We start from the raw sequence: 14,091 nt of genomic DNA on the forward strand, positions 1-14,091 counted from the left end.
CATCCCTGACGTCGATTCAGGAGTTACCCCATGACTACGGCCGTGGCCGCCCCGTTCCGTTTCTTTTCCCTCCAGGTCGTACGGACGAGGCGGCTCGGGCCGTCTCTCGTCCGGGTCAGTTTCACCGGAGAGGATCTCCGGCACTTCTTCTCCGACGGACACGACCAGTCCCTGTCCCTGTTCCTCCCCGCCGAGGGGCGGACCGAGCCCGGCGTTCCCGTCGAGCTCGGGGACGGCTGGTGGCAGGCCTGGCGGGAACTGCCGGACGAGGAGCGGGCGGTGATGCGGTCGTACACCCTGCGGGGTCTGCGACGCGATCCCGACGAGATCGACATCGACTTCGTGCTGCACGAGCCCGCTGGGCCCGCCTCCCGCTGGGCCGCGCGGGCCCGCACCGGGGACAGGGTCCAGCTGCTCGGGCCGGCGGTCGCCGACAACCGGGCGATCCGGTTCCGGCCGCCCGAGGACACCGATCTGGTGCTGCTGTGGGGAGACGAGACCGCGCTCCCCGCCGTCTCGGCGATCCTCGAATCGCTGCCCGCCGGACAGCGTGCCCGGGTCTGGCTGGAGGTGCACGACGCCGGGGACATCCAGGATCTGGTCACCGACGCCGACGCCGAGATCACCTGGCTCGTGAGGGAGCGGACCGGGGCCGAGGTGTCCCCGTCGGCACTCGGCGCCCTGCGCGATGCCCAACTCCCTCCCGCCGCGCGGCCGTACGTCTGGATCGCCGGTGAGTCCGGGTGCGTGAAGGAGCTGCGCCGGCACTTCGTGCGCGAGCTCGGGGTCGACCGGCGCCGGGTCACGTTCGTGGGCTACTGGCGTCAGGGGATGACCGAGGAGCAGCTGCGGGCGGCCGGGTAGCCCTCCATCGGCGTGACGTCAGTCACGGATGAGGCGGGTTTCCCCTCGATCGACTTAGGTTAGGCTTACCTAAGTTGAAGCCGTGGCCCTGCCCCGCTCCTGCCCCCCGCCCCGCACGGATCGTCCCCACCGGAGGACCCCCTCATGCGCTCGCACCTGCTCAATGACACGACCGCGGAGAGCTACCGCCGCTCCGTGACCGAAGGAGTCGAGCGGGTGGCGGCCAAACTCGCCACCACCACAAGGCCGTTCACCGGCGTCACCGTCGACGACCTCACCCCCCGCATCGACGGCATCGACCTCGACAAGCCCCTGCTGGACACCGCGGCGGTGCTCGACGAGCTGGAGGACGTGTACCTCCGCGACGCGGTCTACTTCCATCACCCCCGCTACCTCGCCCACCTCAACTGCCCGGTCGTCATCCCGGCCGTGCTCGGCGAGGCGATCCTCTCCGCTGTCAACTCCTCCCTGGACACCTGGGACCAGTCGGCAGGCGGCACACTCATCGAGCGCAAACTGATCGACTGGACGACCGCGCGCATCGGCCTGGGCCCCGCCGCCGACGGCGTGTTCACCTCGGGCGGCACGCAGTCCAACCTTCAGGCGCTGCTCCTGGCTCGCGAGGAGGCCAAGACCGACACCTTCGCCAAACTGCGCATCTTCGCCTCCGAGGTCAGCCACTTCAGCGTGCAGAAGTCCGCCAAGCTCCTCGGTCTGAGCCAGGACTCGGTGGTCCGTATCCCCGTCGGCCACGACAAGCGCATGCAGACCGTCGCCCTCGCCCGCGAGCTGGAGCGCTGCCGCCGCGACGGCCTGGTCCCGATGGCCGTCGTCGCCACCGCCGGCACCACCGACTTCGGCTCCATCGACCCGCTGCCCGAGATCGCCGAGCTGTGCGAGCAGTACGGCACCTGGATGCACGTGGACGCGGCCTACGGCTGCGGTCTGCTCGCCTCCAACAAGTACCGGCACCGCATCGACGGCATCGAGCGTGCCGACTCGGTCACCGTGGACTACCACAAGTCCTTCTTCCAGCCGGTGAGTTCGTCCGCGGTGCTGGTCCGCGACGCGGCCACGCTGCGGCACGCCACCTACCACGCGGAGTACCTCAACCCGCTCCGCATGGTGCAGGAACGGATCCCCAACCAGGTGGACAAGTCCCTCCAGACCACCCGCCGCTTCGACGCGCTGAAGCTGTGGATGACCCTGCGCGTGATGGGTGCCGACGGCGTCGGCCAGCTCTTCGACGAGGTCTGCGACCTGGCCGCCGAGGGCTGGAACCTGCTCGCCGCCGACCCGCGCTACGACGTGGTCGTCGAACCGAGTCTGTCCACCCTCGTCTTCCGCTACATCCCCGCCGCCGTCACCGACCCGGCCGAGATCGACCGCGCCAACCTGTACGCCCGCAAGGCCCTGTTCGCCTCCGGCGACGCGGTGGTCGCGGGCACGAAGGTCCAGGGCCGCCACTACCTGAAGTTCACCCTGCTCAACCCCGAGACGACGGTCGAGGACATGTCCGTCGTCCTCGACCTGATCGCCGGCCACGCCGAGCAGTACCTGGGAGAGTCCCTTGACCGCGCGTCCTGAAAACCCGTCCGCCACCTACGACTTCGTGGGGATCGGGCTCGGCCCGTTCAACCTGGGCCTCGCCTGTCTCACCGAGCCCATCGACGAACTCGACGGGATCTTCCTGGACTCCAAGCCCGACTTCGAGTGGCATGCCGGCATGTTCCTGGACGGCGCCCACCTCCAGACCCCGTTCCTGTCGGACCTGGTCACCCTCGCCGACCCGACCTCGCCGTACTCCTTCCTCAACTACCTGAAGGACAGGGGCCGGCTGTACTCGTTCTACATCCGCGAGAACTTCTATCCGCTGCGGGTGGAGTACAACGACTACTGCCGCTGGGCCGCGAACAGACTGAGCAACGTCCGCTTCAGCACGACGGTGACGGAGGTGACGTACGAGGACGACCTCTACGTCGTGAAGACCTCGGCCGGCGACGAGTTCCGCGCCCGCCACCTGGTCCTCGGCACCGGCACCCCGCCCTACGTCCCGGAGGCCTGCCAGGGACTGGGCGGCGACTTCCTGCACAACTCCCGCTACATGCAGCAGCGTTCGGAACTGGTGAAGAAGGAGTCGATCACCCTCGTCGGTTCCGGGCAGTCGGCCGCCGAGATCTACCTCGACCTCCTCGGCGAGATCGACGTCCACGGCTACCGGCTGAACTGGGTCACCCGCTCCCCGCGCTTCTTCCCCCTCGAATACACCAAGCTCACGCTGGAGATGACCTCCCCGGAGTACATCGACTACTACCGCGAGCTCCCCGAGGCCACCCGCTACCGGCTCACCGCCGAGCAGAAGGGCCTGTTCAAGGGGATCGACGGTGACCTCATCAACGAGATCTTCGACCTGCTCTACCAGAAGAACCTCGGCGGCCCGGTGCCCACCCGGCTGCTCACCAACTCCTCGCTGAACAGCGCGCGTCACGAGAACGGCACGTACACGCTCTCCTTCCGCCAGGAGGAGCAGGAAAAGGACTTCGAGCTGGAGTCCCAGGGCCTGGTGCTGGCCACCGGCTACAGGTACGCCGAGCCGGAGTTCCTGGCACCGGTCAAGGACCGTCTGCGCTACGACTCGCACGGCAACTTCGACGTGTCCCGCACCTACGCGATCGACGTGACGGGCAGAGGCGTGTTCCTCCAGAACGCCGGCGTCCACACGCACAGCATCACCAGCCCCGACCTGGGCATGGGCGCCTACCGCAACAGCTCCATCATCCGAGAGCTGCTCGGCACCGAGTACTACCCGGTCGAAAAGACGATCGCGTTCCAGGAGTTCGCCGTATGACCTTCGCCTTCCGCCCCCTCGACCCCCTGAAGGACGCCGAGTTGCTGCACGGGTGGCTGACCCACCCCAAGGCCGCGTACTGGATGATGCAGGACGCCACGCTCGTGGACGTCGAGCGCGCGTACATGGACGTCGCCGCCGACGAGCACCACCACGCGCTGCTGGGCCTCGACGAACACGGCGTTCCCGCCTTCCTGATGGAGAAGTACGACCCCGCACACCGGGAACTGGTCGGCCTGTACGAGCCGTTGCCCGGCGATGTCGGCATGCACTTCCTGACCCCGGCGACCGACAAGCCCGTCCGCGGCTTCACCCGGTCCGTCATCACCGCCGTGATGGCCCACCTCTTCGAGGACCCGGCCGCCCGGCGCGTGGTCGTGGAGCCGGACGTCTCCAACGAGGCCGTCCACGCCCTGAACGGGGCGGTCGGGTTCGTGCCCGAGCGAGAGATCCGGAAGCCGGAGAAAATGGCCCTGTTGAGCTTCTGCACCCGGGAGCAGTTCATGGTCGCGACGGGGGTGGCCGCATGAGCCTCGCCGACGCCGTGGCCCATCTCTCCCCCGAGCGCTGGGAGACCGCCAACCGACTCCTGATCCGCAAGGGCCTCGCCGAGTTCGCGCACGAGCGGCTGATCGAGCCCGAGGAGAGCGACAAGGACCAGTACGTCGTCCGCAGCGACGACGGGAAGACCCGCTACGACTTCACCGCCGTCCGCCGCGCCCTCGACCACTGGCAGGTCGACGCCGACTCGATCACCCGGCACCGCGACGGCGCCGAACTCCCCCTCGCCGCCCTGGACTTCTTCATCGAACTGAAGAACACCCTCGGCCTGAGCGACGAGATCCTGCCGGTCTACCTGGAGGAGATCTCCTCCACCCTCTCGGGCACCTGCTACAAACTCACCAAGCCGCAGATCCCGGTCGCCGAGCTCGCGAAGAGCTCCTTCCAGGACATCGAGACCGGCATGACCGAGGGCCACCCCTGCTTCGTCGCCAACAACGGACGGCTCGGCTTCGGCATCCACGAGTACCTCTCGTACGCCCCCGAGACCGCGAGCCCGGTCCGCCTGGTCTGGCTCGCCGCGCACCGCTCGCGCGCCGCGTTCACGGCCGGGGTCGGCATCGAGTACGAGCCGTTCGTACGCCAGGAGTTGGGCGAGGAGACCGTCGAGCGCCTCTACGGCGTCCTGCGCGCGAAGGGCCTCGATCCGGCCGACCACCTCCTCATCCCCGTCCACCCCTGGCAGTGGTGGAACAAGCTCAGCGTCACCTTCGCCGCCGAGATCGCCCGCGGCCTCCTCGTCTGCCTCGGCGAGGGCGACGACGAGTACCTGGCCCAGCAGTCCATCCGGACCTTCTTCAACACCTCGCACCCGGAGAAGCACTATGTGAAGACGGCCCTGTCCGTCATCAACATGGGCTTCATGCGCGGACTCTCGGCCGCCTACATGGAGGCGACACCGGCCATCAACGACTGGCTCGCCGGGCTCATCGACGGCGACCCGGTGCTGAAGTCGACCGGTCTGTCGATCATCCGCGAGCGGGCCGCCGTGGGCTACCGGCACCTGGAGTACGAGGCGGCGACGGACCGCTACTCGCCGTACCGCAAGATGCTGGCCGCCCTGTGGCGCGAGAGCCCGGTCCCCTCCCTCCGGGACGGCGAGTCGCTCGCCACCATGGCCTCCCTGGTCCATGTCGACCACGAGGACCGGTCGTTCGCGGGCGCGCTCATCGAGCGGTCGGGACTCACCCCGACGGACTGGCTGCGCCGCTACCTGCACGCCTACTACACCCCGCTGCTGCACAGCTTCTACGCCTACGACCTGGTGTACATGCCGCACGGCGAGAACGTCATCCTGGTCCTCAAGGACGGTGTGGTCGAGCGCGCGATCTACAAGGACATCGCCGAGGAGATCGCCGTCCTGGACCCGGACGCGGTCCTCCCGCCGGCCGTCGAACGGCTGCGCGTCGAGGTCCCGGACGACAAGAAGCTGCTGTCGATCTTCACGGACGTCTTCGACTGCTTCTTCCGCTTCCTCGCCGCGAACCTCGCCGCCGAGGGCATCCTGGAGGAGGAGGACTTCTGGCGCACGGTCGCCGAGGTCACCCGCGACTACCAGCACTCGGTGCCCGAACTCGCCGACAAGTTCGAGCGGTACGACATGTTCGCGCCCGAGTTCGCCCTCTCCTGCCTCAACCGCCTCCAGTTGCGCAACAACAAGCAGATGGTGGACCTGGCGGACCCGTCGGGCGCGCTCCAGCTGGTCGGCACGCTGAACAACCCCGTCGCCGGCCTGTAGTACGGCCCAACCACCGGGCGGGGCACGGGAGTACGGTCCTCCCGCGCCCCGCCCCTTTCCGGCTTTTCTCGTCGCCGTTGAGCACACAGCGGGCACAGCATCGTCATAGTGAGTGCCACTACGGTCCACATGCTGCCGTGACCGCGCTCCCTGGAGACGAGACGATGATGTCCGAGCACTCGCCACAGCAGGTCCTGCACGACCCGGCGCCCGGCATCCCCGCGGAGGACGTCGCGGCCGTCCACGCCTACGCGGGCGCGTTCTGCGGCAGACCGGACGCCGCTGCCCGGCTCGCCGCCGAAGTACTCGCGGGACAGCAGGGGTCCGCCATGCGCACGGCTCTCCTGGCCGACGTACGGCGGACGGCCTTCGGATGGCTGGGGGACGGCCGCTCCGGGCTCCTTCGCCCCGGCTTCCGGGACTGGGCCCGGTGGGCCGGCGAGACCTTCGGCACGGCGGACACCCTGCGGCGCCTGGAGCACAACGCGCTGCTGCTGCGGACGTTCACGGAACTGGCCGACCAGCCGCGCATCGCGCTGTGGCTGTGCCTCGCGGAGGGCGAACCGGCTTTCGCCGCACGCGTGTTGAACACCTCGGAGGAGTTCGCCGCGTCCATGGCCGAGTCGGCCCGCTCCCGGCTCGCCGACACCTTCCTGCGGCTGCGCACCGAGCACACGGCCGACGCCCGCTGCGTGCACTACGGCGGCATGCTCGGCGCGATCGCCCGCGGCACGCACCGAGAGACTCCGCCGGACCTCGAACAGCACCTGGAGACCTGCGAGTTCTGCACCCACGACATGGCACTGCTGCGCACGCTCACCTCGGGAGAGGCGCAGGAGCTGCGGGCCCTGCTCGTCGACCGGCTCCTGGTGTGGGGCGGCCCGTCCTACCGGGCGGCGAAACCCTTGACGCCGACGCGCACCGATGAAAGGCGGCCGACGACCCCGGAGAAGGTCCCGCCGACGGTGCCGGGAGCGTCCATGGAACGGGGCCCGCGGGCCAGGCCCGGCCGGTGGGCCAGGGTGGCGGTACGTGTCAGGGGAGGACGCGGGTCCGGACCGGATCCGGCGACGAAGGCGGCCGGCGGAACGGTCGGGTCCGTGTCAGTTTCCGTGGAGAGCCCGCCCTCGGCCGCCGCACCGCAGGCGTGGCCCGGGGCGGCCGGCACGACCGGGCCCGGCCAGAGCGTCCCCGACGCCCCCGCGCTGCCCCTCTCCACCGTTCCGGCCCCGCGACGCCCCGTCCTCGCCATAGCCGTCGCCGTCGTGGTCACCGCGGTCGCCACCACCGTCGCCCTCAACCTGTGGTCCGGGACCCAGACCGGAACGGCCGTCGACTCCTACGGTCCGCCGTACCGGGCACGCTCGCCGATCCCGTCGGCCCCCGTCTCGGCCTCGGCCTCCCCGGACGCCGGGACCGTGCTCGCGACCGTCGCGCTGCAGAGCACGGGTAGCCCGGGCCGGTGCGTCACGGCCGGCGCCGGCGACTCCCCGGACAACATCCCCGCGTCAGCCGCCTGTGACGAAGGCGCGGCGCAGCGGTGGCGGGTCGTCGACATCGGCGGCGGGGCCGTCGGCCTCCAGCACGTGGCGTCGACGCTCTGTCTGGACATCGCGGGCTACCGCGCCCTGGGCGATCCCATGCAGATGCGGCGGTGCGCCTACCAGCAGGGTGACCGCGCCCCCTACCCGGAGGACCAGGCGTTCGTCCTCAGGACCCACCAGGACAAGAGCTTCACGCTGGTCTGCCAGGACAACCCCGCCATCGCCGTGGGGATCAGCAACGGCGAGATCCGCATGCTGTCGACCGCGACCGCGGGCCGGGCGATCCGCTTCGCTCTCGACGACGCCCTGGACAGGGCGCTGGGCAACTGAGCCCCGAATGACAGAATTTCCCCATGGCGGAAATCCTCCAGAAGGACGGCACATGGGTCTTCGACGGCGACGCTCTGCGGCTGACTCCGGGAAGAGACAAGAACGTCGGACTGCTCCGCAAAACGCTGGGTGAACTGGTCGTCCCGTTGGGGGCGTTGGCGGGGATCTCCTTCGAACAGGGCAAGAGGAGCGGCCGGTTGAGACTACGGCTGCGGGACGGCGCCGACCCCCTGCTGCACGCGACCGGCGGCCGGCTGTCCGAGCCGCACGACCCCTACCAGCTGACCGTCGAGTCGGACCGCTACGGAGTCGCCGAGTACTTCGTGGACGAGGTCAGGAACGCGCTGCTCCTGGACCAGGTCCCGGCCGACCCGGTCGACGGGTACCTGCTGCCGGGCCCGGCCGTGCCCCTCTCGGTGTCCGCGGGCGACGGCACCGCCTCCTTCGACGGCGAGCACATCCGCCTGGAGTGGAACTGGAAGACGGAGGACGCCAAGGCCTCCGCGGGAACCCGCACCATTGCCGTGACCGATGTGGTCGCCGTGGAGTGGCAGCCCGCTGCCGGCCTGGAGAACGGCCATCTGCGCTTCACCGTGCGGCACGCGCCGACCAAGGCCCCGCCGAAGTACGACCCCAACGCGGTGGAGCTGTGGGGCTTCAGGAAGGACGCGCTGATGGCGTTGGTCGCGGCGGCGGTCCAGGCCAGGATTCCGCACCCGGCCCGGGCCGCCGCCGTCGACGTACCCGCGAAGAAGGACCTGCGACCGAAAACGCCTTCCCCTCCGGTCGCCCCTGCCGAGGACGGCCATGACGCCCTCTTGCGCCGTCTGCGCGAGCTCGGTGAGCTGCACCGCACCGGAGTGCTGACGGACGAGGAGTTCACGATGGCGAAACAGGCGGTCCTCAAGGGGATGTAACAGCCTTTGCGGGGACGCTACTTCGCCCTGCGCGCCACCGTGAAGTGGTCGATGCGGTCACCGGTCTCGGCGATACCCGACACCTTCAGCTTGGCGTAGTGGCCCCGCGGCGCGGGCTCGACGTCCACGCGCAGGAAGGAGTAGTTGAGGTACCGCACCCGGGACCAGGTGACGGTCTCGTTGACCTTGCCGTCCTTGGTGTTGATGAAGGAGGCGACGGAGTCGACCTCGTTCAGGTGCCCCTCGTAGGAGTCCGGCGCGGTGAACGCGTACAGGCTGCGGCCGGCCGCGCCCGCCGTGACGTAGACGACGCCCTCGGTCTCGGAGTACGCGGTCTCGCCGATCGGGAGCTTCTTGACGACCTTGTCGCCCTTGATGACGTCGGTGCGCTCGTACTGGTGGTTGTGGCCGTTGATGACCAGGTCCACCGTGTACTTCTCGAACAGCGGCACCCACTCCTGGCGCACGCCCCCCTCCGAGGCGTGCGCGGTGGAGGTGCAGTAGGCGCAGTGGTGGAAGAACACGACGATGAAGTCGATGTCCTTCGAGGCCCGGTACTTCTTGAGCTGTCCCTCGAACCACTTGGTCTGGGTGCCGCCGGAGATGCCGAGGTTGGCCGGGATCTCGAAGGAGACGTCGTTCGGGTCCAGCGAGATGACCGCGGTGTTGCCGTGGACGAAGGAGTAGACGCCCGGCAGGTTCTTCTTGTCCGGCCCGTTGTCGGGGAGCGTGAAGCGGGCCTCCTCGCCGCCGTAGCCGTTGGGCGAGTACCAGGCCTCCATGTCGTGGTTGCCGAAACTCACCATCCACGGCACGGACTTGGCGACCGACTCGGTCTGGGCGAGGAACTGGTCCCAGGTGCGCGAGTCGAAGACCGTGTCGGAGGCCTTGCCCTGGCCGGCCGGGTCGGCGTAGGCGATGTCGCCGGCGTGCAGGTGGAAGGCGGGGTTCTGGCCGAGGATCAGGCTGTCGTTGGCGAGGGCGTGGTAGCTGACGCCCTGGTCGCCGAAGGCCGTGAAGGTGAACGGCTTCTTGTGGGCGGGCGCGGTGGTGAAGGTGCCCAGGGTGCCGGTGAGGTGCGGCTCGGCGGGGTCGAAGCCCTGGTGGCCGACGCCGTAGTAGTACGTCTGGCCGGGGCGCAGGTGGGTCAGCTTGGCGTGCACGTAGTACTGCGTGTGGTCGCCGCTCGCGCCGACGCCGGCGGGCGTGTAGAGGCTGCGCACCTCGGCCTCGATCTTGCGCGAGAGGTCCCAGGGGTGGGCGCCGATGCGGACGAAGGGCCGCTTGACGGCGACCGGGACCTGCCACGAGACGGTCATCTCGGTGCGGGCGTCGGTGCCGTAGGCGAGGTGGCGGCCGAAGGGGGCCACCAGCGAGCCGTCGACGGTGGCGGCGGAGGCGAAGGTCTGGGTGGGCGTGGCGGCCTGGGCGACGGCGCCCGGGACGAACGCGCCACCCGCGACGGCGCCCAGCGTGACGGCGCCGCCCCTGATCATGTTGCGCCGGGAGAATCTGGCGCGCAGGTACTCGTGCTGCTCGGCCATGCTCATGCGCTCGGCGAGCTGGTCCGGTACTCCCATACGAGGAATGTCCATGGCGTCTGAAACTCGTCTCCCTGAGCGACGTCCCGCAAGACGCCGTATGGACAGTCCGCGAACAGCGACTCATGAGAGATTCAATGTTCGCCCAAGGATTTCTAACAGACCGTTGCCCGATATCGGGCAGATTTCTTGCATAACCCGCCGACGTCCCTCAGGATCTACCGGGTGCACGACGAACTCGTTGATCATCTGACGCGATCCACGCCCCTGAGCCGGGGCGAGGCGCTGCGGGTGATCCAGGACGTGCTCGCCTACTTCGACGAGACGACCACGGAGTTCGTCCGTCGCCGCCACCGTGAACTCCAGACCCAGGGCCTGGTCAACGCGGAGATCTTCGGACAGATCGAGGCGGACCTGACATACCGGGCGGTAGCCCCGCCGGAGCTCACGCTCAGGCAGCTGCGCCGCATCGTCTACGGCTGATCCACCGAGATCGCCGGGAACGCTGAGGAATACGTATATATGTGCGGAATCGTCGGATACATCGGGAAGCGCGACGTGGCACCCCTGCTCCTGGAGGGCCTGCAGCGCCTGGAGTACCGCGGCTACGACTCGGCGGGCATCGTCGTCACCTCGCCGAAGACGGCAGGCCTGAGGATGGTCAAGGCCAAGGGCCGGGTGCGTGACCTGGAGGCCAAGGTCCCGGCCCGCTTCAAGGGCACGACCGGCATCGCGCACACCCGCTGGGCCACCCACGGCGCCCCCTCCGACGTGAACGCCCACCCGCACATGTCGGCCGACAGCAAGGTCGCCGTCGTCCACAACGGCATCATCGACAACGCCTCCGACCTGCGACGCAAGCTGGAGGCGGACGGTGTCGAGTTCCTCTCCGAGACCGACACCGAGGTCCTCGTCCACCTCATCGCGCGCTCCCAGGCGGAGAAGCTGGAGGACAAGGTCCGCGACACCCTGCGGGTGATCGAGGGCACCTACGGCATCGCCGTGATGCACGCCGACTTCAACGACCGCATCGTGGTGGCCCGAAACGGCTCCCCGGTCGTCCTCGGCATCGGCGAGAAGGAGATGTTCGTCGCCTCGGACATCGCCGCGCTGGTCGCCCACACACGGCAGATCGTGACGCTGGACGACGGCGAGATGGCCACCCTCAAGGCCGACGACTTCCGCACCTACACGACGGAGGGCACCCGCACCACGGCCGAGCCCACCACCGTCGAGTGGGAGGCCGCCTCCTACGACATGGGCGGCCACGACACCTACATGCACAAGGAGATCCACGAGCAGGCCGACGCCGTGGACCGCGTCCTGCGCGGCCGTATCGACGACCGCTTCTCCACCGTGCACCTGGGCGGCCTCAACCTGGACGCCCGCGAGGCCCGCCAGATCCGCCGGGTGAAGATCCTCGGCTGCGGCACCTCGTACCACGCGGGCATGATCGGCGCCCAGATGATCGAGGAGCTGGCCCGCATCCCCGCGGACGCCGAGCCGGCCTCGGAGTTCCGCTACCGCAATGCGGTCGTCGACCCCGACACGCTCTACATCGCGGTCTCCCAGTCCGGTGAGACGTACGACGTCCTCGCGGCCGTCCAGGAGCTGAAGCGCAAGGGCGCCCGGGTCCTGGGCGTCGTGAACGTGGTGGGCTCGGCGATCGCCCGCGAGGCGGACGGCGGCATCTACGTGCACGCGGGCCCGGAGGTCTGCGTGGTCTCCACGAAGTGCTTCACCAACACGACGGTCGCCTTCGCGCTCCTCGCCCTGCACCTGGGCCGCACCCGCGACCTCTCCGTCCGCGACGGCAAGCGGATCATCGAGGGCCTGCGCCGGCTGCCCGCGCAGATCACCGAGATGCTGGAGCAGGAGGAGCACATCAAGAAGCTGGCCGAGCAGTACGCCGAGTCCCGCTCGATGCTCTTCATCGGCCGCGTCCGGGGCTACCCGGTGGCCCGCGAGGCCTCCCTGAAGCTGAAGGAGGTCTCCTACATCCACGCCGAGGCCTACCCCGCCTCCGAGCTCAAGCACGGCCCCCTGGCCCTGATCGAGCCCGCCCTGCCCACAGTGGCGATCGTCCCGAACGACGACCTGCTGGAGAAGAACCGCGCCGCCCTGGAGGAGATCAAGGCCCGCAGCGGCAGGATCCTGGCGGTGGCCCACCAGCACCAGGAGAAGGCCGACGAGACGATCGTGGTCCCCAAGAACGAGGACGAACTGGACCCCATCCTGATGGGCATCCCCCTCCAACTCCTCGCCTATCACACGGCACTTGCGCTCGGCCGCGACATCGACAAGCCGAGGAACCTCGCCAAGTCGGTAACGGTCGAGTAAGCACAGCCAGGGGCGCGGGGAACTGCGCGACAAGCCCCCACGCACCCGCAGAGGCCACACAACGGAACGGACCCCCACGTGATGCCACCTGGCACTGGGGGTCCGTCTCGTCGCCGGGGAGCCGCCCAACCCCCCGGCCCGTGCGGCTAGCCGGTGGCCGTCACGCCCCGGCCGGCAGCACGCGTCGGAAGCGCCGTCGGCCAGTGCGCGAGCGCAGCCGTCGCCGCGTACCAGGCAACGGCCCCCGCAGCCACGGCGAACCAGCCCCCGACCTTGCCCAGCCCGTCATTGCCCGCGAAGACACCGATCGCGAGCAGTACGAGGGAGACGAAGAACAACCCGTAGGTTCCCTGGGCGAGTTGGTCGCCGCCCGCGAGGCTCAGCGTGAGCGCCACGAGGGCGAACAGCAGCAGGAACAGTCCTGCCGCGTTGGCGGACATCTGGTTGTCGGCCGAGACGGCCCAGGTGAACCACAGGGCCCCGAGCGCCGAGAACGCCGTGCCCCCGACGGAGTCGCCGTCGCGGAAGGCGAGCAGTCCTGCTACGAAGAGGGCAACGCCCCCCACGTACTGGGCGATTGAGACGGCGTCAGCCGCCGTCACGCCGTTGATCACATCGGTGTGGCCGAGTCCGAACGCCAACAGGGTGATACCCAGGGCCAGTCGGCCGACCACGGTAGTGGTCGCGCTTCCCGCGGAGACGTCTTTGTCCACAGCGGGCTCCCTTCGTGCGTGTGCAGTTGTACGGTGACCGATATATGCCCTTCACAAGGGCACAAACACCTCTGCGCACGAGGAAATTCGCTCATCCCACCTGGGAGAACGGCGAGTTACGGAATCACGATGACGGGCCGCTTCGCCCGCTTGGCGAGCCGTCCCGCGACGGACCCGAAAATGCGCCCCACGAGGCCGTGGGTGGAGCCGACGACGATAGCGTCCGCCTCGTACTCCCGCCCGACCTCCTCGAGTTCGTGGCAGATGTCCCCACCGCGCTCGACGAGGATCCAGGGCACCTCGGCCAGATAGTCCGCGCAGGCCAGCTCCAGGCCGAGCACCTCGGTGCGGTGGTCCGGCACGTCGACGAAGACCGGTGGCTCGCAGCCGGCCCACACGGTAGTGGGCAGCCGGTTGGCGACGTGCACGATGATCAGGCCCGAGCCGGAGCGATGGGCCATGCCGATCGCGTACGCGAGGGCGCGCTCGCTGGATGTCGAGCCGTCGAAGCCCACGACGACGCCGTGCTTGAAGGCAGGGTCGCAGGAGTGGCGTGGCTCTTCCGCCGCCAGGGGCTCGGCCGCCGTGGGATCGGCGACAGGCCGCTTGCGGTCCGCTGGTTCGAAGAATTCGTGACCGGCCATGGCTGTCTCGGCGTTGTGATCCTTATACGGAGGGACGACAGTGAGCGGCGG

The 14,091-nt window shown here is 69.2% G+C and carries 12 protein-coding genes; 9 read left to right on the plus strand and 3 right to left on the minus strand.

Annotated features, from left to right (window positions below; genetic code table 11):
* The first annotated feature begins 30 nt into the window (after positions 1 to 30).
* From OHT57_RS19210 to OHT57_RS19240, 7 genes are all read left to right on the plus strand, one after another.
* Positions 31 to 864, plus strand: coding sequence for a siderophore-interacting protein (locus OHT57_RS19210; protein ID WP_328747674.1), 834 nt, complete (start codon positions 31 to 33; stop codon positions 862 to 864).
* 144 nt (positions 865 to 1,008) lie between these two features.
* Positions 1,009 to 2,451 (plus strand): lysine decarboxylase DesA, encoded by a 1,443-nt coding sequence (desA, locus tag OHT57_RS19215; protein ID WP_328747675.1) that lies wholly within the window; start codon positions 1,009 to 1,011, stop codon positions 2,449 to 2,451.
* A complete protein-coding gene (locus OHT57_RS19220; RefSeq protein ID WP_328747676.1) occupies positions 2,435 to 3,712 on the plus strand; it encodes a lysine N(6)-hydroxylase/L-ornithine N(5)-oxygenase family protein in 1,278 nt (425 codons plus the stop codon). The genes desA and OHT57_RS19220 overlap by 17 nt, the downstream gene beginning before the upstream one ends.
* A complete protein-coding gene (locus OHT57_RS19225; RefSeq protein WP_328747677.1) occupies positions 3,709 to 4,242 on the plus strand; it encodes a GNAT family N-acetyltransferase in 534 nt (177 codons plus the stop codon). The genes OHT57_RS19220 and OHT57_RS19225 overlap by 4 nt, the downstream gene beginning before the upstream one ends.
* The gene (locus tag OHT57_RS19230) at positions 4,239 to 6,011 is read left to right on the plus strand and encodes an IucA/IucC family protein (RefSeq protein ID WP_328747678.1); all 1,773 of its coding nucleotides are present in this window, start codon (positions 4,239 to 4,241) and stop codon (positions 6,009 to 6,011) included. Before OHT57_RS19225 ends, OHT57_RS19230 begins: the two co-directional genes overlap by 4 nt.
* Before the next feature lie 137 nt (positions 6,012 to 6,148).
* Positions 6,149 to 7,885, plus strand: a complete 1,737-nt coding sequence (locus OHT57_RS19235) for an RICIN domain-containing protein (RefSeq protein WP_328747679.1) — start codon at positions 6,149 to 6,151, stop codon at positions 7,883 to 7,885.
* 23 nt (positions 7,886 to 7,908) lie between these two features.
* Positions 7,909 to 8,802: a DUF4429 domain-containing protein gene (locus OHT57_RS19240; RefSeq protein ID WP_328747680.1), complete on the plus strand. Its 894-nt coding sequence runs from the start codon at positions 7,909 to 7,911 to the stop codon at positions 8,800 to 8,802.
* A gap of 17 nt (positions 8,803 to 8,819) precedes the next feature.
* Here the strand turns inward: OHT57_RS19240 and OHT57_RS19245 are convergent, their stop codons facing one another.
* Positions 8,820 to 10,382: a purple acid phosphatase family protein gene (locus tag OHT57_RS19245; RefSeq protein WP_328747681.1), complete on the minus strand. Its 1,563-nt coding sequence runs from the start codon at positions 10,380 to 10,382 to the stop codon at positions 8,820 to 8,822.
* 186 nt (positions 10,383 to 10,568) lie between these two features.
* On the opposite strand from OHT57_RS19245, the gene OHT57_RS19250 reads away from it, so the two are divergent.
* Complete coding sequence (locus OHT57_RS19250; protein WP_328747683.1) at positions 10,569 to 10,826, plus strand: hypothetical protein; 258 nt, start codon at positions 10,569 to 10,571, stop codon at positions 10,824 to 10,826.
* Positions 10,827 to 10,865: 39 nt separating this feature from the next.
* Positions 10,866 to 12,683, plus strand: coding sequence for a glutamine--fructose-6-phosphate transaminase (isomerizing) (gene glmS / locus OHT57_RS19255; RefSeq protein WP_328747684.1), 1,818 nt, complete (start codon positions 10,866 to 10,868; stop codon positions 12,681 to 12,683).
* A gap of 146 nt (positions 12,684 to 12,829) precedes the next feature.
* Here glmS and OHT57_RS19260 read toward each other — a convergent pair whose 3' ends face one another.
* Both OHT57_RS19260 and OHT57_RS19265 read right to left on the minus strand, forming a co-directional pair.
* The gene (locus OHT57_RS19260; protein ID WP_328747685.1) at positions 12,830 to 13,396 is read right to left on the minus strand and encodes a GPR1/FUN34/YaaH family transporter; all 567 of its coding nucleotides are present in this window, start codon (positions 13,394 to 13,396) and stop codon (positions 12,830 to 12,832) included.
* Positions 13,397 to 13,512: 116 nt separating this feature from the next.
* Complete coding sequence (locus OHT57_RS19265) at positions 13,513 to 14,040, minus strand: universal stress protein (RefSeq protein ID WP_086855635.1); 528 nt, start codon at positions 14,038 to 14,040, stop codon at positions 13,513 to 13,515.
* Between the last annotated feature and the right edge of the window lie 51 nt (positions 14,041 to 14,091).

It is taken from the genome of Streptomyces sp. NBC_00285 (assembly GCF_036174265.1).
Classification (GTDB): domain Bacteria; phylum Actinomycetota; class Actinomycetes; order Streptomycetales; family Streptomycetaceae; genus Streptomyces.

Excerpts from the sequence above, each read along its gene's own strand:
- OHT57_RS19210 (WP_328747674.1), top strand. The coding sequence starts at position 31 with ATGACTACGGCCGTGGCCGCCCCGTTCCGTTTCTTTTCCCTCCAGGTC.
- desA (WP_328747675.1), top strand. The coding sequence starts at position 1,009 with ATGCGCTCGCACCTGCTCAATGACACGACCGCGGAGAGCTACCGCCGC.
- OHT57_RS19225 (WP_328747677.1), top strand. The coding sequence starts at position 3,709 with ATGACCTTCGCCTTCCGCCCCCTCGACCCCCTGAAGGACGCCGAGTTG.
- OHT57_RS19230 (WP_328747678.1), top strand. The coding sequence starts at position 4,239 with ATGAGCCTCGCCGACGCCGTGGCCCATCTCTCCCCCGAGCGCTGGGAG.
- OHT57_RS19240 (WP_328747680.1), top strand. The coding sequence starts at position 7,909 with ATGGCGGAAATCCTCCAGAAGGACGGCACATGGGTCTTCGACGGCGAC.
- OHT57_RS19245 (WP_328747681.1), bottom strand. The coding sequence starts at position 10,382 with ATGGGAGTACCGGACCAGCTCGCCGAGCGCATGAGCATGGCCGAGCAG.
- glmS (WP_328747684.1), top strand. The coding sequence starts at position 10,866 with ATGTGCGGAATCGTCGGATACATCGGGAAGCGCGACGTGGCACCCCTG.
- OHT57_RS19265 (WP_086855635.1), bottom strand. The coding sequence starts at position 14,040 with ATGGCCGGTCACGAATTCTTCGAACCAGCGGACCGCAAGCGGCCTGTC.